Genomic DNA, 14,817 nt, shown 5'->3' with positions numbered 1-14,817 from the left:
CGGACGTGAAAAAGCCCGGCTGATCAGGCCGGGCTTTCATTGTGATTGCGATGAAGCCGCAGAGTTATGCGACGCGGCGTTCGATCAGACGATCAGCGCCACCTTCAGCAACGCGGCGTTCGATCAGGCGATCAGCGCCACCTTCAGCAACGCGGCGTTCGATCAGGCGATCAGCGCCACCTTCAGCAACGCGGCGTTCGATCAGGCGATCAGCGCCACCTTCGGCAACACGGCGTTCGATCAGACGATCAGAACCGCCCTCAGCAACACGGCGTTCGATCAGACGATCAGCGCCACCTTCAGCAACGCGGCGTTCGATCAGGCGATCGGAGCCACCTTCGGCAACGCGGCGTTCGATCAGACGATCAGAACCGCCCTCAGCAACACGACTTTCAATCAACTTGTCCGAGCCGCCTTCTGCGACTTGGGTGTGTGCCGGGGTGGCGGCAAAAGCGTTAATGGCGAAAACCGAGAAAGCGATGCTGAGAAGGGTCTGGCGTTTCATGATCGTGTGCTCCGGGGTGTTGTTGGTTGGTATGGAGCTGATGTTACGCCGTGGAATTTTTATGAGAACTTCATTGCCGTGATGGTGAACATCGACCGCAATGATGGTTCACCAATCCCCCCTGTAGGAGCTGCCGCAGGCTGCGATCTTTTGATCTGGCCGTTTCTCAGCGCGAGTTCGCCGCCCGCACACACAACTCACCGGTCGCCCGTGTCAGGGCCAGTTCATGCAGCGCGTCGTGGGCCAGACCGATGCGCGCCTTGGCCAGCCACACCGGGCAATTCGCATCATGGCGATACGGCGCGAAATCGGCGTATTGCTGCAGCAGGCGGGTTTGCAGCTCATCCAGACGCGGGCGAATCTGTTTAGCCAGGTCGGGGCGCGGGGTGTCCGGCGCAGCGCCGGACGCTTGCCATTGTGCGAGCAAGCCGTACTGCACCAGTTTATTCGCCTCCATTTGCGCGGCGATCAGTTGCGCCACGTCTTCCGCGTCGAGCTGGCGCTCGGTGGCCAGGTTGCGGGCATTGGCAATAACCTGCGCTTCACGCGGGCTGTCCTGAATCGGCTTGCCGCTGTCCCATTTGGTCAGCGCGACGAGGTCGCCGATGTTCAGGCGTTCGTTGAGTGTTTCCAGCAACGGCTTCAACGTTTCGCCAGGCGCGGCGGCGTGAGCGCTGGTGGTGAGCACGGCGAGGAGGGTGGCGGTCAGCAGATGGGCAAAGCGCGGCATGAACAGAGCCTCAATGAGAGAAGTGAAAGTGGGCAGTTGTTTACCACAGCTCTGAACTTGCACCTACAGAAGCGTGTCCGTTACACAGGCGCGGCCACCGGTCATAAACACCGATTTGAAATGTTAATTGCGCCCCGCGTGCAACTCACCGAAGCTATCCTCCATCAGCCCTCCCGCCGTCGAGATGGACCTCTATTCAATGCAAGCCGTCGCCCAACGCCCACTCTGGCACACCTACCTGCTGTTCCTTGCGCCGATGGTGCTGTCGAACTTTCTGCAATCGATGTCGGGCACGGTAAACAGCATCTACATCGGCCAGATGCTCGGCACCCAGGCGTTGGCGGCGGTGTCGGGGATGTTTCCCATCGTGTTCTTCTTTATCGCACTGGTGATCGGCCTCGGCGCGGGCGCCGGTGTGTTGATCGGTCAGGCGTGGGGCGCGCGTGAGCCGCACATGGTCAAGGCGATTGCCGGGGCAACGCTGTTGCTCGGGGTGTTGATCGGTCTGGTGGCGGCGGTGTTGGGCAGCGTGTTCGCGCGGCAGGCGCTGACGGGGCTGGGGACGCCGGCGGATGTGCTTGACGATGCCGTCGCGTATGCCCATGTGATGATGTGGATCTTGCCGTCGCTGCTGGTGTTTGTGTTGTTCACCCAGCTGTTGCGCGGGGTCAGCGATACGCTGTCGCCATTGCTGGCGCTGATGGTCTCGACCTGTGTCGGGCTGGCCCTGACCCCGGCGCTGATTCGCGGCTGGTTCGGCTTGCCGCAATTGGGTATTCAAAGTGCGGCGTACGCCGGGCTGGCCGGTAACCTGGCGGCGATGGCATGGCTGGCGTGGCGCCTGATTCGCAAAGGGCACCCATTGGCGCCGGATCGGGAGTTCTTCGCCGCGCTGCGCCTTGACGGGGCGATTCTCGGCAAGGTCTTGCGCATCGGCCTGCCGACCGGCGTGCAGATGATTGTGCTGTCGCTGTCGGAGCTGGTGATCCTGGCGCTGGTCAACCAGCACGGCTCGCAAGCGACCGCCGCGTATGGTGCGGTGACGCAGATCGTCAACTATGTGCAGTTCCCGGCGTTGTCGATTGCGATCACCGCGTCGATCCTCGGTGCGCAGGCCATCGGCGCCGGGCGGCTGGAGCGCATGGGGCCGATTCTGCGCACCGGGCTGTTGATCAACGTGTGCCTGACCGGCGGCTTGATCGTGCTCGGCTATCTGCTGTCGCACTGGTTGCTGGGGCTGTTCCTGACCGAGGATTCGACCCGGGCAATGGCTGAGCATCTGCTGCACATCATGCTGTGGAGCCTGTTGGTCTTTGGCTTCCAGGCCATCATCGGCGGGATCATGCGCGCCAGCGGCACGGTGTTGGTGCCGGTGGCGATTGCGATCATTTGCGTGGTTGGCGTGCAACTGCCAGCGGCGTACTGGCTGGACGGGCAGTACGGGTTGCAGGGTGTGTGGATGGCGTTTCCGGTGGCCTATCTGGGCATGCTGGTGTTGCAGACGTTGTATTACAAACTGGTCTGGCAGCATCAGAAGATCGAGCGTCTGGTGTAGGCGCTGGCGTAACAGTCGGATGTTTGCTTAATTCAATCGAGGCCCTCGACGGCTAGCCCCGCCCGGAGAATCCCATGTCGATCCGATTGCTGCTGGTTGCCGCGTGTTCGCTGTGCGTCATCTGTACCGCGCAGGCTGTCGAATACACGCGGGTCAACACCACCGCCAGCCAGATCAGTTTTACCTACAACCAGATGGGCTCGCCGATGTACGGCACCTTTGGAAAGTTTGAAGCGACGCTGGACTTCGATACCAACAACCTCGCTAACGCTCGTACCACCTTGCACATCGACCTCAACAGCATCGATGCCGGCAGCGAAGACGCCAACACCGAACTGGTGAAACCGGCGTGGTTCGACACTGAAAAATTCCCGGTCGCGGTTTTCGAGTCCAGCCACTTCACCCAAGTGGCCGAGCACCACTACCTGATTGCCGGCCAGCTCACCCTAAAAGGCATTACCCGTGAAGTGCAGGTGCCGGTGGAATTGAAACCGGACAGTGCCATCGGCATTTTCGACGGTGAACTGGTGCTCAAGCGTGACGAGTTCGGCCTCGGCGCGGGCGAGTGGGCGGACACCGTGGTGTCCAAGGACATCGCCATCAAATTCAAAGTGGTGGCGCCACAGCAGTGACGCCCGCCGTTGCAATCAATAGGCCCGCCAGTGCCCCGGCACCCAGCGCCATTGGTTGCCGCCCCAGCGATAGTGCCCGGCAACCCAGTGATAACCCGGCGCCGGCATCACCGGAACGACTTCGACCAGCGGCGGAGGCCGATGCGGACGGGCGGGCTCGACGACGCAACCGGACAACGTGACGGCCACCAGCGTGGCGGCCAGCAGTGCTTTAACGGTCTTCGACATGGTGGTGTTCTCGCAAGAAGTGATGGTCAGGCTGTCGCGCATTCATCGCACCCAATGCCCCTCGACCCAGAACCAGTTTGGTCCGCGTGCCTGCCAGTGCCCGGGTTTCCAGCGCGCGCCGTACCTCACCGGTTGCCAGTGGCCGGGTATCCACACGTAACCGCGTCCTTGCCAGCGCCAATGACCTTGATCCCAGACATAACCGGGACGTGCGCCGGGCATCACTTCCATGCGCATCGGCGGTGGGGCTTGCTGGACGATCACCACCGGTTGCGCAAACACCGGGGCGCTGCTCAGCGCCGCCAGCGTCAACGGCACCAGCAGCAGGGTTTTTCGCCATTTGGACAGGGAACGCAAAACGCTCATGACAACTCCTCAAGGCCTGCGTCGAAAATTGAACGCAGCTGCAGAATTGGATGCCTGATTTGCGAAAGATCCCGTCTGAGGTGGATGAAATTTTTTTCAGGGAGGGCGGTGCGAGAACGTCAGGATGGCGCCGCAGCAAGACGCCCGGCGCGCGTGAAGATTGTTGCCTGTGAGGCTGGACTCAATAAAACCGGTCTTGTTCTTTCATTGCCTGAATCTGCCAGAACGTCCTGCCCGAGATCAGCAGAAACAGCAGTGCGAGCAACACACCGCCGGTCATGATGTAGAAGCTCGTACGGTAACTCTGCAACTGGCTGGCGATACAGCTTTTATCCGGCATCCACGGCGACACCAGCAGGGTGATGGGGCCGTCGACTTCATATTGGGTATGCTCGACGTAGCGTTCGTCGGCGTGTTGCCCTTCATGGGGCTGGCCTTGGGCATCGGTGTATTGATAGTGAATGACCTTGCCATTGGCGTTCATTGGAATCTTTTCCAGTGCCGTGACGCTGCCGCGGGTTTCCACACCGTTGAAACTCAGCGCCCCATAAAGCATGCCCGACTTGTGCGCCATTGCAGCGAGCAGCAAAACCACGCAGCAAGCAACGGTCAGCATGACGATACGGTTGTAGAGGTGATCCTTGGCAGCTTCGCGCGGGTAGTACATGGCCGATCCCTGGTGGTGACATTTGTAGGAGACCGTTACATCGGCGCTCGGAACAGGAACTTTAGACTTCGAGCGCGTGCGTCACGGTATGATGTCGCGGTTCGTCGACCGCTGCGGCGGTCGGCAACGCTTTTACCGTCGGAGTTCGTCATGCCACGCATCACCCACTACAAATCCCCATGCCCCGAGGCCGTCAACAGCCAGATCCTGCAGATGGTCGTCGACTACCTGACCGACATCAGTGCGGTCGGCCTCGGCCCGAGCAACCTGCTGTACAACGTCTATCAGTACGCGGTCGGTTATGAGGTGCATCTGTATCTGGAAGCGTTGAATGGCGAGAAGGGTATCGACGTGGAGTTGCTGGTGGCCACCGACGAGGATGATCCGGAGCAAGTGATCGGTTTTCTGTTGTACCTGCCGGTGCAGGGCGACTGGGAAGCCTGCAGCGTGGCCTACATGGCGGTGCGCGAAGGGCATCGGCGCCAGGGCGTGGCGCGGGCGATGATCGGTGAGATGGTCGGGCGTTATCCCCATGCGGAGCTGGCCTGCACGATCGGCAAAGTCCCGTACTTCGAAGCGTTGGGCTTTGAGGTGATTGGCCAGCGTGAAACCCAGGTGTTGATGAGCACCCGGCGTTACCGCAGCAATGGCTTGCGCGGGTTTATCGACACCACGCCGATTTACCGCTCGCTGGAAGTACAGCAGATCCACACGTACCTGCTGCAGAAAAATGGCAAACGGGCGATGCTCGATGCCGAGAAACAGCGCGACCGGCACCTCGATCAGACCACTCGCCATGTCGAGGAGTTTGTCCGCCAGCGCCTGACCGTGCACTGACCTCACATCGCTGAAAAAGCCCTTGCTGTGAATGCCGCAGCAAGGGCTTTTTTGTGCGCGTCATTCAGCCGAGTTTGACGTTCATGGTGATCCGCGCCGTGAACACTTTTTTGCCCTCGGTATCGTGAATGTCCACGGTGACGATCTTGTCGCCTTCGCTCTGCCAATCCACGCCTTCACCACTGGCCACCGCCGTCACATCGGTTTTTGCCTTGGTCAGATATTCCACGGTCATGCCTTTGGGGATCCAGCGTGCGCCGGCCGGGATCGACACATCGGTCATCATCCCGGCGGCGAGTTCTGCGGCGTTGCACATGGCAATCGCATGCACGGTGCCGAGGTGGTTGGTGATCTCACGGCGAAACGGCACTTGTACCGTCGCCGAGTTCGCACGCAACTCGGTCACCAGCGGGTTGATGCTGCTGAAGTACGGCGCGACCTGGCAGGCCATCTGGCTGAACGCTTGCGGGCCTGCGCTGTTGAACATGTTGAGAAACTGACTCATGGAAACGCCTCGCGGAAAGTGATTTTGCAGAATAATGTTCCGTTACAGAATAATATTCTGTAACGGAACGGTATTCGGTCTGCGGGAAATCTGTCAACCTGTGCGTGTTTTTTCATGGGCACGACGTGTGCCTTTCAATCCCGATTTTCAGGCAGTGAGCCGCATGGACACCGCAGATCTACTGGAACGCAGCTACCCCGGCCGCCGCGCCGAACTCAAGCGCGATATCTTTCGCAAGGCGCTAAGCCTGTTCAACGAGCAGGGGATCGAGGCCACCACCATCGACATGATTCGCGCCGAGTGCGATACCAGCGTCGGGGCGATCTATCACCATTTCGGCAACAAGGAGGGCTTGGTCGCCGCGTTGTTCTTCACCGCGCTGGAGGATCAGGCGCGCCTGCGCGATGCCTATCTGGATGCAGCGCAAACCACCGAGGAAGGTGTGCAGGCGCTGGTGTTCAGCTACGTCGATTGGGTCGAACGTCAACCGGAGTGGGCGCGCTTCCAGTACCACGCGCGGTTTGCCGTGACCAAAGGGCCGTTCAAAGACGAACTGGCCGAGCGCAACAAAACCCGCAATCTGCGTCTGCGCGACTGGCTGGCCGAATCGGGGCGCGCTGCCGAACTCAAGGCCTTGCCCGCCGAGCTGTTGCCGTCGTTGATCATTGGTCAGGCCGACAGTTACTGCCGTGCCTGGCTGGCGGGGCGGGTGAAGGGCAGTCCGGCGGGTTATCGCGAGTTGCTGGCGCAGGCGGCCTGGCGCTCGATTCGCGTCGATGCGCTGCCGGACTGCTGATTTACGCAGACAAAAAAAGAGCCTCAAAGCTCTTTGATGGGGAGGAAGTAGAGCCCTCGAGGCTCAAGATGCGCATGAAGCAAGGCACGGGCTTGATTGGGGTTCAGAGCACCCGTGCCTACGCAGCGCCCGAAGAGCGGAGCCCCTGCGTGATTCCATCGTAGGAGTGTGCAAGTGACGGCTCAAGTACCGCCAGTCGCCCGAACGGCGGCGCGGGAGCCTTCCACAAATATTGATGTAACCCTTTGTGGGAGCGAGCCTGCTCGCGAGCGCGGTGGGTCAGTCAAATCTACTTCGACTGACAAACCGCGCTCGCGAGCAGGCTCACTCCTACAGGGGAAAAGCGCTGTCAGCGCGAGCCAGGCCAGCCTGATTTTTCGAGGGCCGCGAGCAGGGTTTCGGCATCCAGTCCCGGCACCGAGTGACCGTTGCCTTCGGTGCTGTCACTGGCCAGCAAGGCATTGATGATCGCTTCCTCAACCGCCTCGGTCGCGGCCAGGAACAACTCGCTGATATGGTCATTGTTGACCATGCGCAAGCCGTCACAGGTCGGCGCGCCTTTGCCTTCGTAGGCCGCCGGTGGCACATGAGCGTTGCCGGTGGCGAAGGCGATGAAGATGTCGCCGCTGTGATCCTCGTTGCCGCCGCCGGTGCGCGCCAGGCCGAGGCTCGCGCGCTGTGCCAGGCGTGTGCACTGGTGGGGCAACAGCGGCGCATCGGTCGCCAGGCAGACGACGATCGAGCCCATGCCCGGATGCGGCAATGAGGCGCGCAAGAACGGCGAATCTTTCTGTTCCATGTAACGCCCGACCGGGTAGCCATCGACCCGCAGTTCGCTGCGAATGCCGTGGTTGGCCTGCACGATCGCGCCGACGGTCCAGCCGCCCTGGGCACTGCTCAAACGCCGCGACGACGTACCGATGCCACCCTTGAATTCATGGCAGATCATGCCGCTGCCACCGCCGACGGCACCTTCCACCACCGGGCCGTCGACCGCGTTTTTCAGGGCTTCAGCCACATGCGCGGGCTGCACGTGAAAACCGTTGATATCGTTGAGCAGGCCGTCAAAGGTCTCCAGCACCACTGGCATGTTCCAGTAGAGACGGCCGTCGTCGGGTTGCTGCTGGCGATCCAGTGCAACCAAGGCATCGCGCACCACACCGAGGCTGTGGGTGTTGGTGAAGGCAATCGGGCTGGTCAGCAGACCCGCCTCGCGAATCCATTCAAGTCCGGTGGCGTCACCATTGCCGTTAAGCACATGCACGCCGGCAAAACACGGTTGCTGATTGGTCGAACCTGCGCGCGGTTCGATCAGCGTCACGCCGGTGCAGATGTCCCGTCCGGCGCTGCTGCGGCCGCGCACATTGCTGTGGCCGACGCGTACGCCGGGTACATCAGTGATGGCGTTGAGCGGGCCGGGATGCAGTTGGCCGATGCGGATGTTGAGATCACGGGCACGAGGTTTCATTGATTGTTGTCTCTCTAAAAAATGCAGGGTTGTTCACCGGCCCTGTGGGAGCGAGCTTGCTCGCGAAGGCAATCCGACATCCAACATTGATGTCGACTGACCCACCGCTTTCGCGAGCAGGCTCGCTCCCACAGGGTTTGGTGAAATGTTCAAAAGGGGTTACTGGCCGTTCTTGACCTTGCTCCACACCCGCGTGCGCACGCGTTCGGTGGCTTTGGGCAGGGGTTCAAGGGTGTACAGCGTGGCCATCGCCGTGGCCGATGGATAAACCGCCGGGTTGTCCCGCGTGGCGGCGGCCACCAGCGCTGTCGCGGCGCGATTGCCATTGGGGTACGACAGATGATCACTGACCGGCGCGATCACTTCGGGGCGCAGCAGATAGTCGATAAACGCCAGCCCTTGGGGCCGATTCGGCGCGTCCTTGAGCAGCACCAACGTGTCGAACCACACCGGCGCGCCTTCCTTGGGCAGGCTGTAGGCGATCTTCACGCCGTTGTTGGCCTGCTCGGCATTGGTCTTGGCTTCCAGCATCGCGCCCGACCAACCGACTGCCACGCAGATGTTGCCGTTGGACAGGTCGCTGATGAATTTCGACGAGTTGAAATAGGCGATGTGCGGGCGCAGTTTCAGCAGTAGCGCTTCGGCTTTTTTATAGTCTTCGGGATCGGTGCTGTTGGGTGGCAAGCCGAGATAGTGCAGGGCGACCGGCAGCATCTCCGACGGCGAATCGAGCATCGCCACGCCGCACTGGCCGAGTTTGGCGAGGTTGGCTTCGTTGAACACCAGATCCCACGAATCCACCGGCGCCTTGTCGCCTAGCGCTGCGCGTACTTTGTCGACGTTGTAGCCGATGCCGTTGGTGCCCCACAGATACGGCACGGCGTATTGATTGCCGGGATCGTTGTTGGCCAGTTTTGCCAACAAATCGGCATCAAGATTCTTCCAGCCCGCCAGTTGCTCGCGTGGCAGCGGGGCCAGGGCGCCGGCCTTGATCAGCGTCGGCAGGCTGAAGTTGCTTGCCACCACCACGTCGTAGCCGCTGCGACTGGTCATCAATTTGCCTTCGAGGACTTCGGCACTGTCGAAGGTGTCGTAGACCGGCTGGATACCGCTGTCGCGCTGGAAGTCGTGGAGGGTGTTCGGGCCGATGTAGTCGTACCAGTTGTAGACGTGCACGCTCGGCGCGTCAGCGGCCAGGGCGATCGAGCTGGCGCCAATACCGGCCAGCAGGCCCAGTTGAATGCTGAGGTTGATACAGCCACGGTGACCACGCATGATGCGGCACTCCTGGCCTGTGCAGGCCGGTGATGAACAGGAGTGGTCAGCCTATCGGGCTGGTCACGCCTGACCCATTCCCATCATGGGTTACTCAAAAGGGGTAGTGCGTGGACGCGTTGCTGCAGGAACTGCCAGTGCATCAGAGCCTGGCGCGGGTATTTGCCGGTGTCGGTCAGGACGGTTTCTGGCGTGCGCTGGTGGACACGTTGCGGCTGCTGGTGCCGCTGGACAACGCGCTGGTGGCGTTGATGAAAGCCGGGCAGGCGCCGCAATTGCTGATCGACTTCGACAGCAAGGGCCGCCCCGACGAGCAGGAAGAACTGGCCGGTTACAGTGCCGGGATGTACCTGCTCGATCCGTTTTACCAGAGCGCCTCGACCGGCATTGCTGATGGTTTGCACAGCCTCGCCTCGGTGGCGCCGGACCAGTTTCTGCACAGCGAGTACTACCAGAGTTACTTTCGTTCGGTGGTGGGCGAGGACGAGTTGCAGTTCATGATCAACGTCGAGGGCGGCGTGCTCGGTTTGTCATTGGGCCGTTCGACGCCGTTCGACATGGCCGAGCAGGGCCGGTTGTTGTGCGTGCGCGATTGGGTGTTGGCGGCAATGCGTCGGCATGTGCAGTTGCTGCCGCCGCAGGGCGCGGTGGCGGAAACGGTGGTTGGGGATCTGGCGACGTTGCTCGACCGCTTCGACGCGCGGCTGACGGTGCGCGAGGTCGATACGGCGCGGCTGATTTTGCAGGGCTTTTCCAGCAAGGCGATGGCCCAGCAGATGGGCATTTCGCCGGAGACGGTCAAGGTGCATCGACGCAATCTGTATCACAAGCTCAATGTCACCGGGCATGGAGAGTTGTTTGCGCTGGTGCTGCGCTCTCACTAAAGATCATCGGTCGTACACATAAACCTGTGGGAGCGAGCTTGCTCGCGAATGCGGTAGATCAGTCAACCTCACTGGCGACTGACAAAACGCTTTCGCGAGCAAGCTCGCTCCCACAGGGGATGTGTGTTGTTCAGGGGATCTTCGGGGTGTCAGGTGGTGCGTTGGAAAACCAGGGCTTTGAGGCCGCTTTGCGGATCTATGTCCGGAAACTCCGGCGGATTCTCCAGTCGTTCTACAAAACGCAGACTCGGCGCTTCCTGCGTCACGCCATTAATCAAAAAGTCCGAACCAAACGCCGGGTCGTTCATGCACGCCAGCACTGTGCCTTGCGCCGTGAGCAATTCCGGCAAGCGGCGCAGCACGCGCTGGTAATCCTTGGTCAGCAGGAAACTGCCTTTCTGGAACGACGGCGGATCGATGATCACCAGATCATACGGGCCGCTGTTGATCACCTTGCCCCAGGACTTGAACAGGTCGTGGCCGAGGAAACTGACTTTGCTCAGGTCATGGCCGTTCAAGCGATGATTGTCGCGGCCACGGCTCAGGGCCGCGCGGGACATGTCCAGGTTGACCACATGACTGGCGCCGCCCTCGATGGCCGCCACGGAAAAACCGCAGGTGTAGGCAAACAGATTGAGCACACGTTTGCCGTTGGCCTGCTCGCGCACCCAGTTGCGCCCGTAACGCATGTCGAGAAACAGCCCGGCGTTCTGCTTGCGGCCCAGATCGACGCGGTACTGCAAGCCGCCCTCGACGATGCTCATTTCGTCGATCTCTTCACCCAGCAGCCACTCGGCAGTGCTCTGCGGCAAATAGCGATGCTGGATCAGCAACGTGTGGGCGCCGGACTGTTTCCATTCGGCGGAACCGGTGAGTTTCATCAGCAACGCCTTGAGATCGTCCAGTTGCTCAGGCGCCGGCTCCTTGAACAGCGACACCAGCACCACGCCTTGCAGCCAGTCCACCGTCAACTGCTCCAGCCCGGCCCAGCAGCGTCCGCGCCCGTGGAACAGGCGACGGCTTTCGCTCGGTGCAGCCGCGAGGGCCGGCAGCAGATGGGCATGGAGGGTAGCGAGGGCTTCAGGGTTCATCGGTCAGGATCGGCAAGCAAAAGGGCCGGCATTTTAACCACAAATACGCCGTCACGAACGATTGCCGGCGACGGGCAAAAACGGCGTTTCGCAAAAGACCTGTATCAAAAATGAATTTCTGCAGAGCCCGCTGCTCATACCAGTTAAGCAGCGGATTCAAGCCGCTAAATCGTTAATGCAATTCAGGGAGTGCAGTTCCATGTGCCCAACACCTACGGCGAGCGCGCACCTTCCTGACGGATTGATTCTGGTGGTTGAGGATGATCCGTTGATTCTGGAGTTTCTCTGCGAAATTCTTCAGGAGGAAGGTTTCAAAGTCGAGCCACGTACCAGCGCGGACGACGCCAAGCTGTATCTGGAAGAGCACGCGCCGGAAGTGGCCTTGCTGCTGACCGACATCACCATGCCCGGCGAAATCAATGGCGCCGGGTTGGCCAATCTGGTCGGCGAACGCTGGCCGGACAAGCCGGTCATGGTCATGTCCGGCTATGAAACCCCGGAGACATCGGGGGTCAAGCACCCGGTGGCGTTCATCAAGAAGCCGTGGGCCATCGGTCAGTTACTCGACTGCGTGGATAGCGCGTTCAAGTCCAAGGCTCCGCGCCTGCACTGAGATGCCGGGACGAATCGCCGCGCAAAAATGCTACATTGCCCGGCCAATCCGCCCAGTCTTTTCAAAGGATGCGATCTTTTGTCTGCTCACGATAACGTCTTCGATCGCGCGTTCGCCGCGTTTCTGTTCGACATGGACGGCACCGTCCTCAATTCCATTGCCGCCGCCGAGCGGATCTGGGCAGCCTGGGCCGTGCGCCATGGCGTCGATGTGGAAACGTTTTTGCCGACCATTCATGGTGTGCGCGCGATCGACACCATCACTCGGCTCAACCTGCCGGGGGTGGATGCCGAGGCGCAAGCGGCGTTCATCACCGAGGCGGAAATCGAAGACGTTGAAGGCATTGTCGAGATACCCGGCGCGGCGAAATTTCTCAATAGCCTGCCCAAAGATCGCTGGGCGATGGTGACGTCGGCGCCACGGGATCTGGCGTTGCGGCGCATGGCGGCGGCGGGAATACCAGAGCCTGCGGTGATGATCACAGCTGAGGACGTCAAAGCGGGTAAGCCCGACCCGGCCGGCTATTTACTGGCGGCCCAACGTCTTGGCCTGGACGCGCGTGATTGCCTGATTTTCGAAGACGCCACGGTCGGCATTCAGGCTGCTGAAGCCGCCGGTGCGCCGCTGATGATCATCACCACCACGCATCAGCATCCGCTGGAAACCACCCATGCGACGTTGGCCAGTTATGCTGCTGTTCAGGTCAAAATCGACAGCGCCGGTCAACTCCACCTGCAAAAAAACTGACACCCCGAAATCCCTGTGGGAGCGAGCTTGCTCGCGAAAGCGATGGGTCAGCCACCATCAATAGTGACTGTGCCGCCGTCTTCGCGAGCAAGCTCGCTCCCACAGGATCCTGAGTGAGTTCGAAAATCAATAAACCCCCGGCACCAACCGCCAACTCCGCGCACAGTAATGGTCATACTCCGCCCCAAACTGCGCCCGCAGCAGGGCTTCTTCCGAATGAATCCGGGCAATCAACGGGATCAACGTCAGCGCCGCCAGCATCAACCCGACCACCGAACGAAACGCCAATGCCCAGCCCACGGCATTGATCACCAACCCCAGATAACTCGGATTGCGCAGCCGTTGGTAAATGCCATCGGTGACCAATCGGTGCCCCGGTTGAATCGCCACCAGTCCGCTGAAACGTCGTCCCAGCACAAACACCGGCCACAACCGCAGTGTGCCGCCGACGATAAACAACAGAGCACCGAGCCAACGCACGCCTTCACCGCCCAGCGTCCAGAAATTCACCCGGTCGCAATAGGCCGGCAGAAAACCACTGAGCAGCCCGATCACCCCAAACGCCGGAATCACCCAGCGATTGGCGCGGTCTTCACGTTCGCCAGAGCTGAGGTTGACCTCACTGAACAGCGAAGCAATCACCATGGCCACCGTCGCCAGTGCGACGATCACCAGCGAACCGTGGGAAAAGAACATCGCCACACCACCAATGCCCCACACCGCCAGGCCGAGGTAGGCGAGGGTGGCGAGTACCGCAACGACGGTCATTTGTGCGGACATTCTCATGGTCAACTCACGGCTGGATGCTGATCCGTTGAGTGTAGATCCACCGCAAAACCTGTGGGAGCGAGCCTGCTCGCGAAAGCGTTGGGTCAGTCACATTCGATGTTGGATGTGCCGGCCCCTTCGCGAGCAGGCTCGCTCCCACAGGGATCTGCCTCGTACAGAGAATGCGAGATCACTTCTGAACCTGTGGGAGCGAGCTTGCTCGCGAAGAGGCCCTGTCAGTCAGCGGCTATCTCACCGTCAGTCAGGACTTTGCGGAAGGTCTCGACCAATGGCCGCAAATTGATCCGGTGCCACGCCGCCCACAATGGCGTGGTCAAGGTCAGCCACGGCAGCTCCCGCAGCACTACGCCCGGCGGTGCGTTATGGCTCAGGCCTTTTTGAATCATCGCAATCCCCAACCCCGACGCCACCAGACCCAGCGCGGTAAACGGTTCGGTCGCCTGCATGCGCACATCCGGGGTGAATCCCGCGCGGATGCAGGCGCTGACGAACTCATCGTTGGCGTCCTGACGCGGCTGCACGCCGATCCATTCCTGATTGGCCAGATCCTCCGGGTTCAACGCAGCTCGCTGCGCCAGCGGATGCTGTTCCGGTAACGCCAGCAGCATCGGGTCATCGAGCACCTGGAAACCCAGCAGATCCGGATCGTCATCGGTCGGCGGCTCGCTCACCAACGCGATATCGAGACTACGCTGTCGCAAGCCTTCCAATTGCTCGGCAGAACTGAGGTTGTACAACGCGACATGCACATTCGGCCGGTCCACGCGTAACACGCGCAAGGCATTGGGCAAGACGCCGGCGTGCATGGCATTTTCGATATAGCCGATGCACAAACCGCCTTCTTCGCCACGACCAAGGCGCTTGCCGAGGGATTCCAGGCGATTGGCGTGGGTGAGCAGGGCGCGGGTTTCGGCGAGGAAGGTCTGGCCATCACGGGTCAGGCGAATGCGTTGCTGACTGCGCTCGAACAACGTCAGGCCCAGACGTTCTTCGAGCTGGGCGATCTGCCGGCTCAGCGGCGACTGGGAAATATGCAGCCGTTCGGCGGCGCGGCCGACGTGTTCTTCCTCGGCGACTACAACGAAATAGCGCAATTGGCGGATGTCGATCATGTCAGACCTATAGGGAC

The 14,817-nt window shown here is 60.9% G+C and carries 18 protein-coding genes; 7 read left to right on the top strand and 11 right to left on the bottom strand.

Annotation, left to right across the window (positions count from 1 at the left end; translation table 11 throughout):
• Positions 1-64 precede the first annotated feature (64 nt).
• Both AB4O01_RS08780 and AB4O01_RS08775 read right to left on the bottom strand, forming a co-directional pair.
• Entirely contained in the window at positions 65-505 is a 441-nt protein-coding gene (locus AB4O01_RS08780) for a phage infection protein (RefSeq protein WP_460091386.1), read from the bottom strand.
• A 166-nt stretch (positions 506-671) separates the two neighbouring features.
• A complete protein-coding gene (locus AB4O01_RS08775) occupies positions 672-1,235 on the bottom strand; it encodes a chorismate mutase (RefSeq protein ID WP_093441152.1) in 564 nt (187 codons plus the stop codon).
• A 199-nt stretch (positions 1,236-1,434) separates the two neighbouring features.
• On the opposite strand from AB4O01_RS08775, the gene AB4O01_RS08770 reads away from it, so the two are divergent.
• Together AB4O01_RS08770 and AB4O01_RS08765 are read left to right on the top strand one after the other, a co-directional pair.
• Entirely contained in the window at positions 1,435-2,790 is a 1,356-nt protein-coding gene (locus tag AB4O01_RS08770; protein ID WP_460091383.1) for an MATE family efflux transporter, read from the top strand.
• A 74-nt stretch (positions 2,791-2,864) separates the two neighbouring features.
• Positions 2,865-3,422: a YceI family protein gene (locus tag AB4O01_RS08765; protein ID WP_093441142.1), complete on the top strand. Its 558-nt coding sequence runs from the start codon at positions 2,865-2,867 to the stop codon at positions 3,420-3,422.
• 15 nt (positions 3,423-3,437) lie between these two features.
• Here the strand turns inward: AB4O01_RS08765 and AB4O01_RS08760 are convergent, their stop codons facing one another.
• The 3 genes from AB4O01_RS08760 to AB4O01_RS08750 form a co-directional block, all read right to left on the bottom strand.
• Entirely contained in the window at positions 3,438-3,650 is a 213-nt protein-coding gene (locus AB4O01_RS08760) for a YXWGXW repeat-containing protein (RefSeq protein ID WP_007908149.1), read from the bottom strand.
• Positions 3,651-3,692: 42 nt separating this feature from the next.
• Positions 3,693-4,016: a YXWGXW repeat-containing protein gene (locus AB4O01_RS08755; RefSeq protein WP_007908150.1), complete on the bottom strand. Its 324-nt coding sequence runs from the start codon at positions 4,014-4,016 to the stop codon at positions 3,693-3,695.
• Between the two features lie 181 nt (positions 4,017-4,197).
• Positions 4,198-4,683: a DUF3592 domain-containing protein gene (locus tag AB4O01_RS08750; protein WP_186625274.1), complete on the bottom strand. Its 486-nt coding sequence runs from the start codon at positions 4,681-4,683 to the stop codon at positions 4,198-4,200.
• Positions 4,684-4,833: 150 nt separating this feature from the next.
• Between AB4O01_RS08750 and AB4O01_RS08745 the strand changes: the two genes are divergently transcribed.
• Complete coding sequence (locus AB4O01_RS08745; RefSeq protein ID WP_460091379.1) at positions 4,834-5,520, top strand: GNAT family N-acetyltransferase; 687 nt, start codon at positions 4,834-4,836, stop codon at positions 5,518-5,520.
• 64 nt (positions 5,521-5,584) lie between these two features.
• Here the strand turns inward: AB4O01_RS08745 and AB4O01_RS08740 are convergent, their stop codons facing one another.
• Positions 5,585-6,025 carry a hotdog fold domain-containing protein gene (locus AB4O01_RS08740; RefSeq protein ID WP_099756611.1) on the bottom strand — a complete coding sequence of 147 codons (441 nt, stop codon included), beginning with the start codon at positions 6,023-6,025 and terminating at the stop codon, positions 5,585-5,587.
• Between the two features lie 163 nt (positions 6,026-6,188).
• On the opposite strand from AB4O01_RS08740, the gene AB4O01_RS08735 reads away from it, so the two are divergent.
• Complete coding sequence (locus AB4O01_RS08735) at positions 6,189-6,821, top strand: TetR/AcrR family transcriptional regulator (RefSeq protein WP_099756610.1); 633 nt, start codon at positions 6,189-6,191, stop codon at positions 6,819-6,821.
• 349 nt (positions 6,822-7,170) lie between these two features.
• On the opposite strand, the gene AB4O01_RS08730 is transcribed toward AB4O01_RS08735, so the two are convergent.
• Both AB4O01_RS08730 and AB4O01_RS08725 read right to left on the bottom strand, forming a co-directional pair.
• Positions 7,171-8,289: a DmpA family aminopeptidase gene (locus AB4O01_RS08730; RefSeq protein WP_460091378.1), complete on the bottom strand. Its 1,119-nt coding sequence runs from the start codon at positions 8,287-8,289 to the stop codon at positions 7,171-7,173.
• Positions 8,290-8,448: 159 nt separating this feature from the next.
• On the bottom strand, positions 8,449-9,564 hold the full coding sequence (locus tag AB4O01_RS08725) for an extracellular solute-binding protein (RefSeq protein ID WP_460091375.1): 1,116 nt from the start codon (positions 9,562-9,564) through the stop codon (positions 8,449-8,451).
• 110 nt (positions 9,565-9,674) lie between these two features.
• Here AB4O01_RS08725 and AB4O01_RS08720 point away from each other — a divergent pair, with 110 nt between their 5' ends.
• Positions 9,675-10,448 (top strand): helix-turn-helix transcriptional regulator, encoded by a 774-nt coding sequence (locus AB4O01_RS08720; RefSeq protein WP_093441120.1) that lies wholly within the window; start codon positions 9,675-9,677, stop codon positions 10,446-10,448.
• A gap of 149 nt (positions 10,449-10,597) precedes the next feature.
• Here the strand turns inward: AB4O01_RS08720 and AB4O01_RS08715 are convergent, their stop codons facing one another.
• Positions 10,598-11,539: a class I SAM-dependent methyltransferase gene (locus AB4O01_RS08715; RefSeq protein ID WP_460091374.1), complete on the bottom strand. Its 942-nt coding sequence runs from the start codon at positions 11,537-11,539 to the stop codon at positions 10,598-10,600.
• 199 nt (positions 11,540-11,738) lie between these two features.
• Between AB4O01_RS08715 and AB4O01_RS08710 the strand changes: the two genes are divergently transcribed.
• Both AB4O01_RS08710 and AB4O01_RS08705 read left to right on the top strand, forming a co-directional pair.
• A complete protein-coding gene (locus tag AB4O01_RS08710) occupies positions 11,739-12,152 on the top strand; it encodes a response regulator (protein ID WP_093441112.1) in 414 nt (137 codons plus the stop codon).
• A gap of 78 nt (positions 12,153-12,230) precedes the next feature.
• A complete protein-coding gene (locus AB4O01_RS08705; protein WP_460091372.1) occupies positions 12,231-12,899 on the top strand; it encodes an HAD family hydrolase in 669 nt (222 codons plus the stop codon).
• Between the two features lie 126 nt (positions 12,900-13,025).
• Here AB4O01_RS08705 and AB4O01_RS08700 read toward each other — a convergent pair whose 3' ends face one another.
• A complete protein-coding gene (locus AB4O01_RS08700; protein ID WP_460091371.1) occupies positions 13,026-13,685 on the bottom strand; it encodes a methyltransferase family protein in 660 nt (219 codons plus the stop codon).
• A 218-nt stretch (positions 13,686-13,903) separates the two neighbouring features.
• Complete coding sequence (locus AB4O01_RS08695) at positions 13,904-14,800, bottom strand: LysR substrate-binding domain-containing protein (RefSeq protein WP_186625289.1); 897 nt, start codon at positions 14,798-14,800, stop codon at positions 13,904-13,906.
• Between the last annotated feature and the right edge of the window lie 17 nt (positions 14,801-14,817).

This window comes from Pseudomonas sp. S2_E02 (assembly GCF_054668355.1).
The sequence above is the reverse complement of the archived record's forward strand: the minus strand, read 5'-3'. Positions and strand labels throughout refer to the sequence as shown.

What these genes read in the sequence shown, in the direction of transcription:
- AB4O01_RS08725 (WP_460091375.1), bottom strand. Translation starts at nt 9,564, where the DNA reads ATGCGTGGTCACCGTGGCTGTATCAACCTCAGCATTCAACTGGGCCTG.
- AB4O01_RS08755 (WP_007908150.1), bottom strand. Translation starts at nt 4,016, where the DNA reads ATGAGCGTTTTGCGTTCCCTGTCCAAATGGCGAAAAACCCTGCTGCTG.
- AB4O01_RS08765 (WP_093441142.1), top strand. Translation starts at nt 2,865, where the DNA reads ATGTCGATCCGATTGCTGCTGGTTGCCGCGTGTTCGCTGTGCGTCATC.
- AB4O01_RS08700 (WP_460091371.1), bottom strand. Translation starts at nt 13,685, where the DNA reads ATGAGAATGTCCGCACAAATGACCGTCGTTGCGGTACTCGCCACCCTC.
- AB4O01_RS08740 (WP_099756611.1), bottom strand. Translation starts at nt 6,025, where the DNA reads ATGAGTCAGTTTCTCAACATGTTCAACAGCGCAGGCCCGCAAGCGTTC.
- AB4O01_RS08760 (WP_007908149.1), bottom strand. Translation starts at nt 3,650, where the DNA reads ATGTCGAAGACCGTTAAAGCACTGCTGGCCGCCACGCTGGTGGCCGTC.
- AB4O01_RS08730 (WP_460091378.1), bottom strand. Translation starts at nt 8,289, where the DNA reads ATGAAACCTCGTGCCCGTGATCTCAACATCCGCATCGGCCAACTGCAT.
- AB4O01_RS08775 (WP_093441152.1), bottom strand. Translation starts at nt 1,235, where the DNA reads ATGCCGCGCTTTGCCCATCTGCTGACCGCCACCCTCCTCGCCGTGCTC.
- AB4O01_RS08715 (WP_460091374.1), bottom strand. Translation starts at nt 11,539, where the DNA reads ATGAACCCTGAAGCCCTCGCTACCCTCCATGCCCATCTGCTGCCGGCC.
- AB4O01_RS08735 (WP_099756610.1), top strand. Translation starts at nt 6,189, where the DNA reads ATGGACACCGCAGATCTACTGGAACGCAGCTACCCCGGCCGCCGCGCC.
- AB4O01_RS08780 (WP_460091386.1), bottom strand. Translation starts at nt 505, where the DNA reads ATGAAACGCCAGACCCTTCTCAGCATCGCTTTCTCGGTTTTCGCCATT.
- AB4O01_RS08710 (WP_093441112.1), top strand. Translation starts at nt 11,739, where the DNA reads ATGTGCCCAACACCTACGGCGAGCGCGCACCTTCCTGACGGATTGATT.
- AB4O01_RS08770 (WP_460091383.1), top strand. Translation starts at nt 1,435, where the DNA reads ATGCAAGCCGTCGCCCAACGCCCACTCTGGCACACCTACCTGCTGTTC.
- AB4O01_RS08745 (WP_460091379.1), top strand. Translation starts at nt 4,834, where the DNA reads ATGCCACGCATCACCCACTACAAATCCCCATGCCCCGAGGCCGTCAAC.
- AB4O01_RS08750 (WP_186625274.1), bottom strand. Translation starts at nt 4,683, where the DNA reads ATGTACTACCCGCGCGAAGCTGCCAAGGATCACCTCTACAACCGTATC.
- AB4O01_RS08695 (WP_186625289.1), bottom strand. Translation starts at nt 14,800, where the DNA reads ATGATCGACATCCGCCAATTGCGCTATTTCGTTGTAGTCGCCGAGGAA.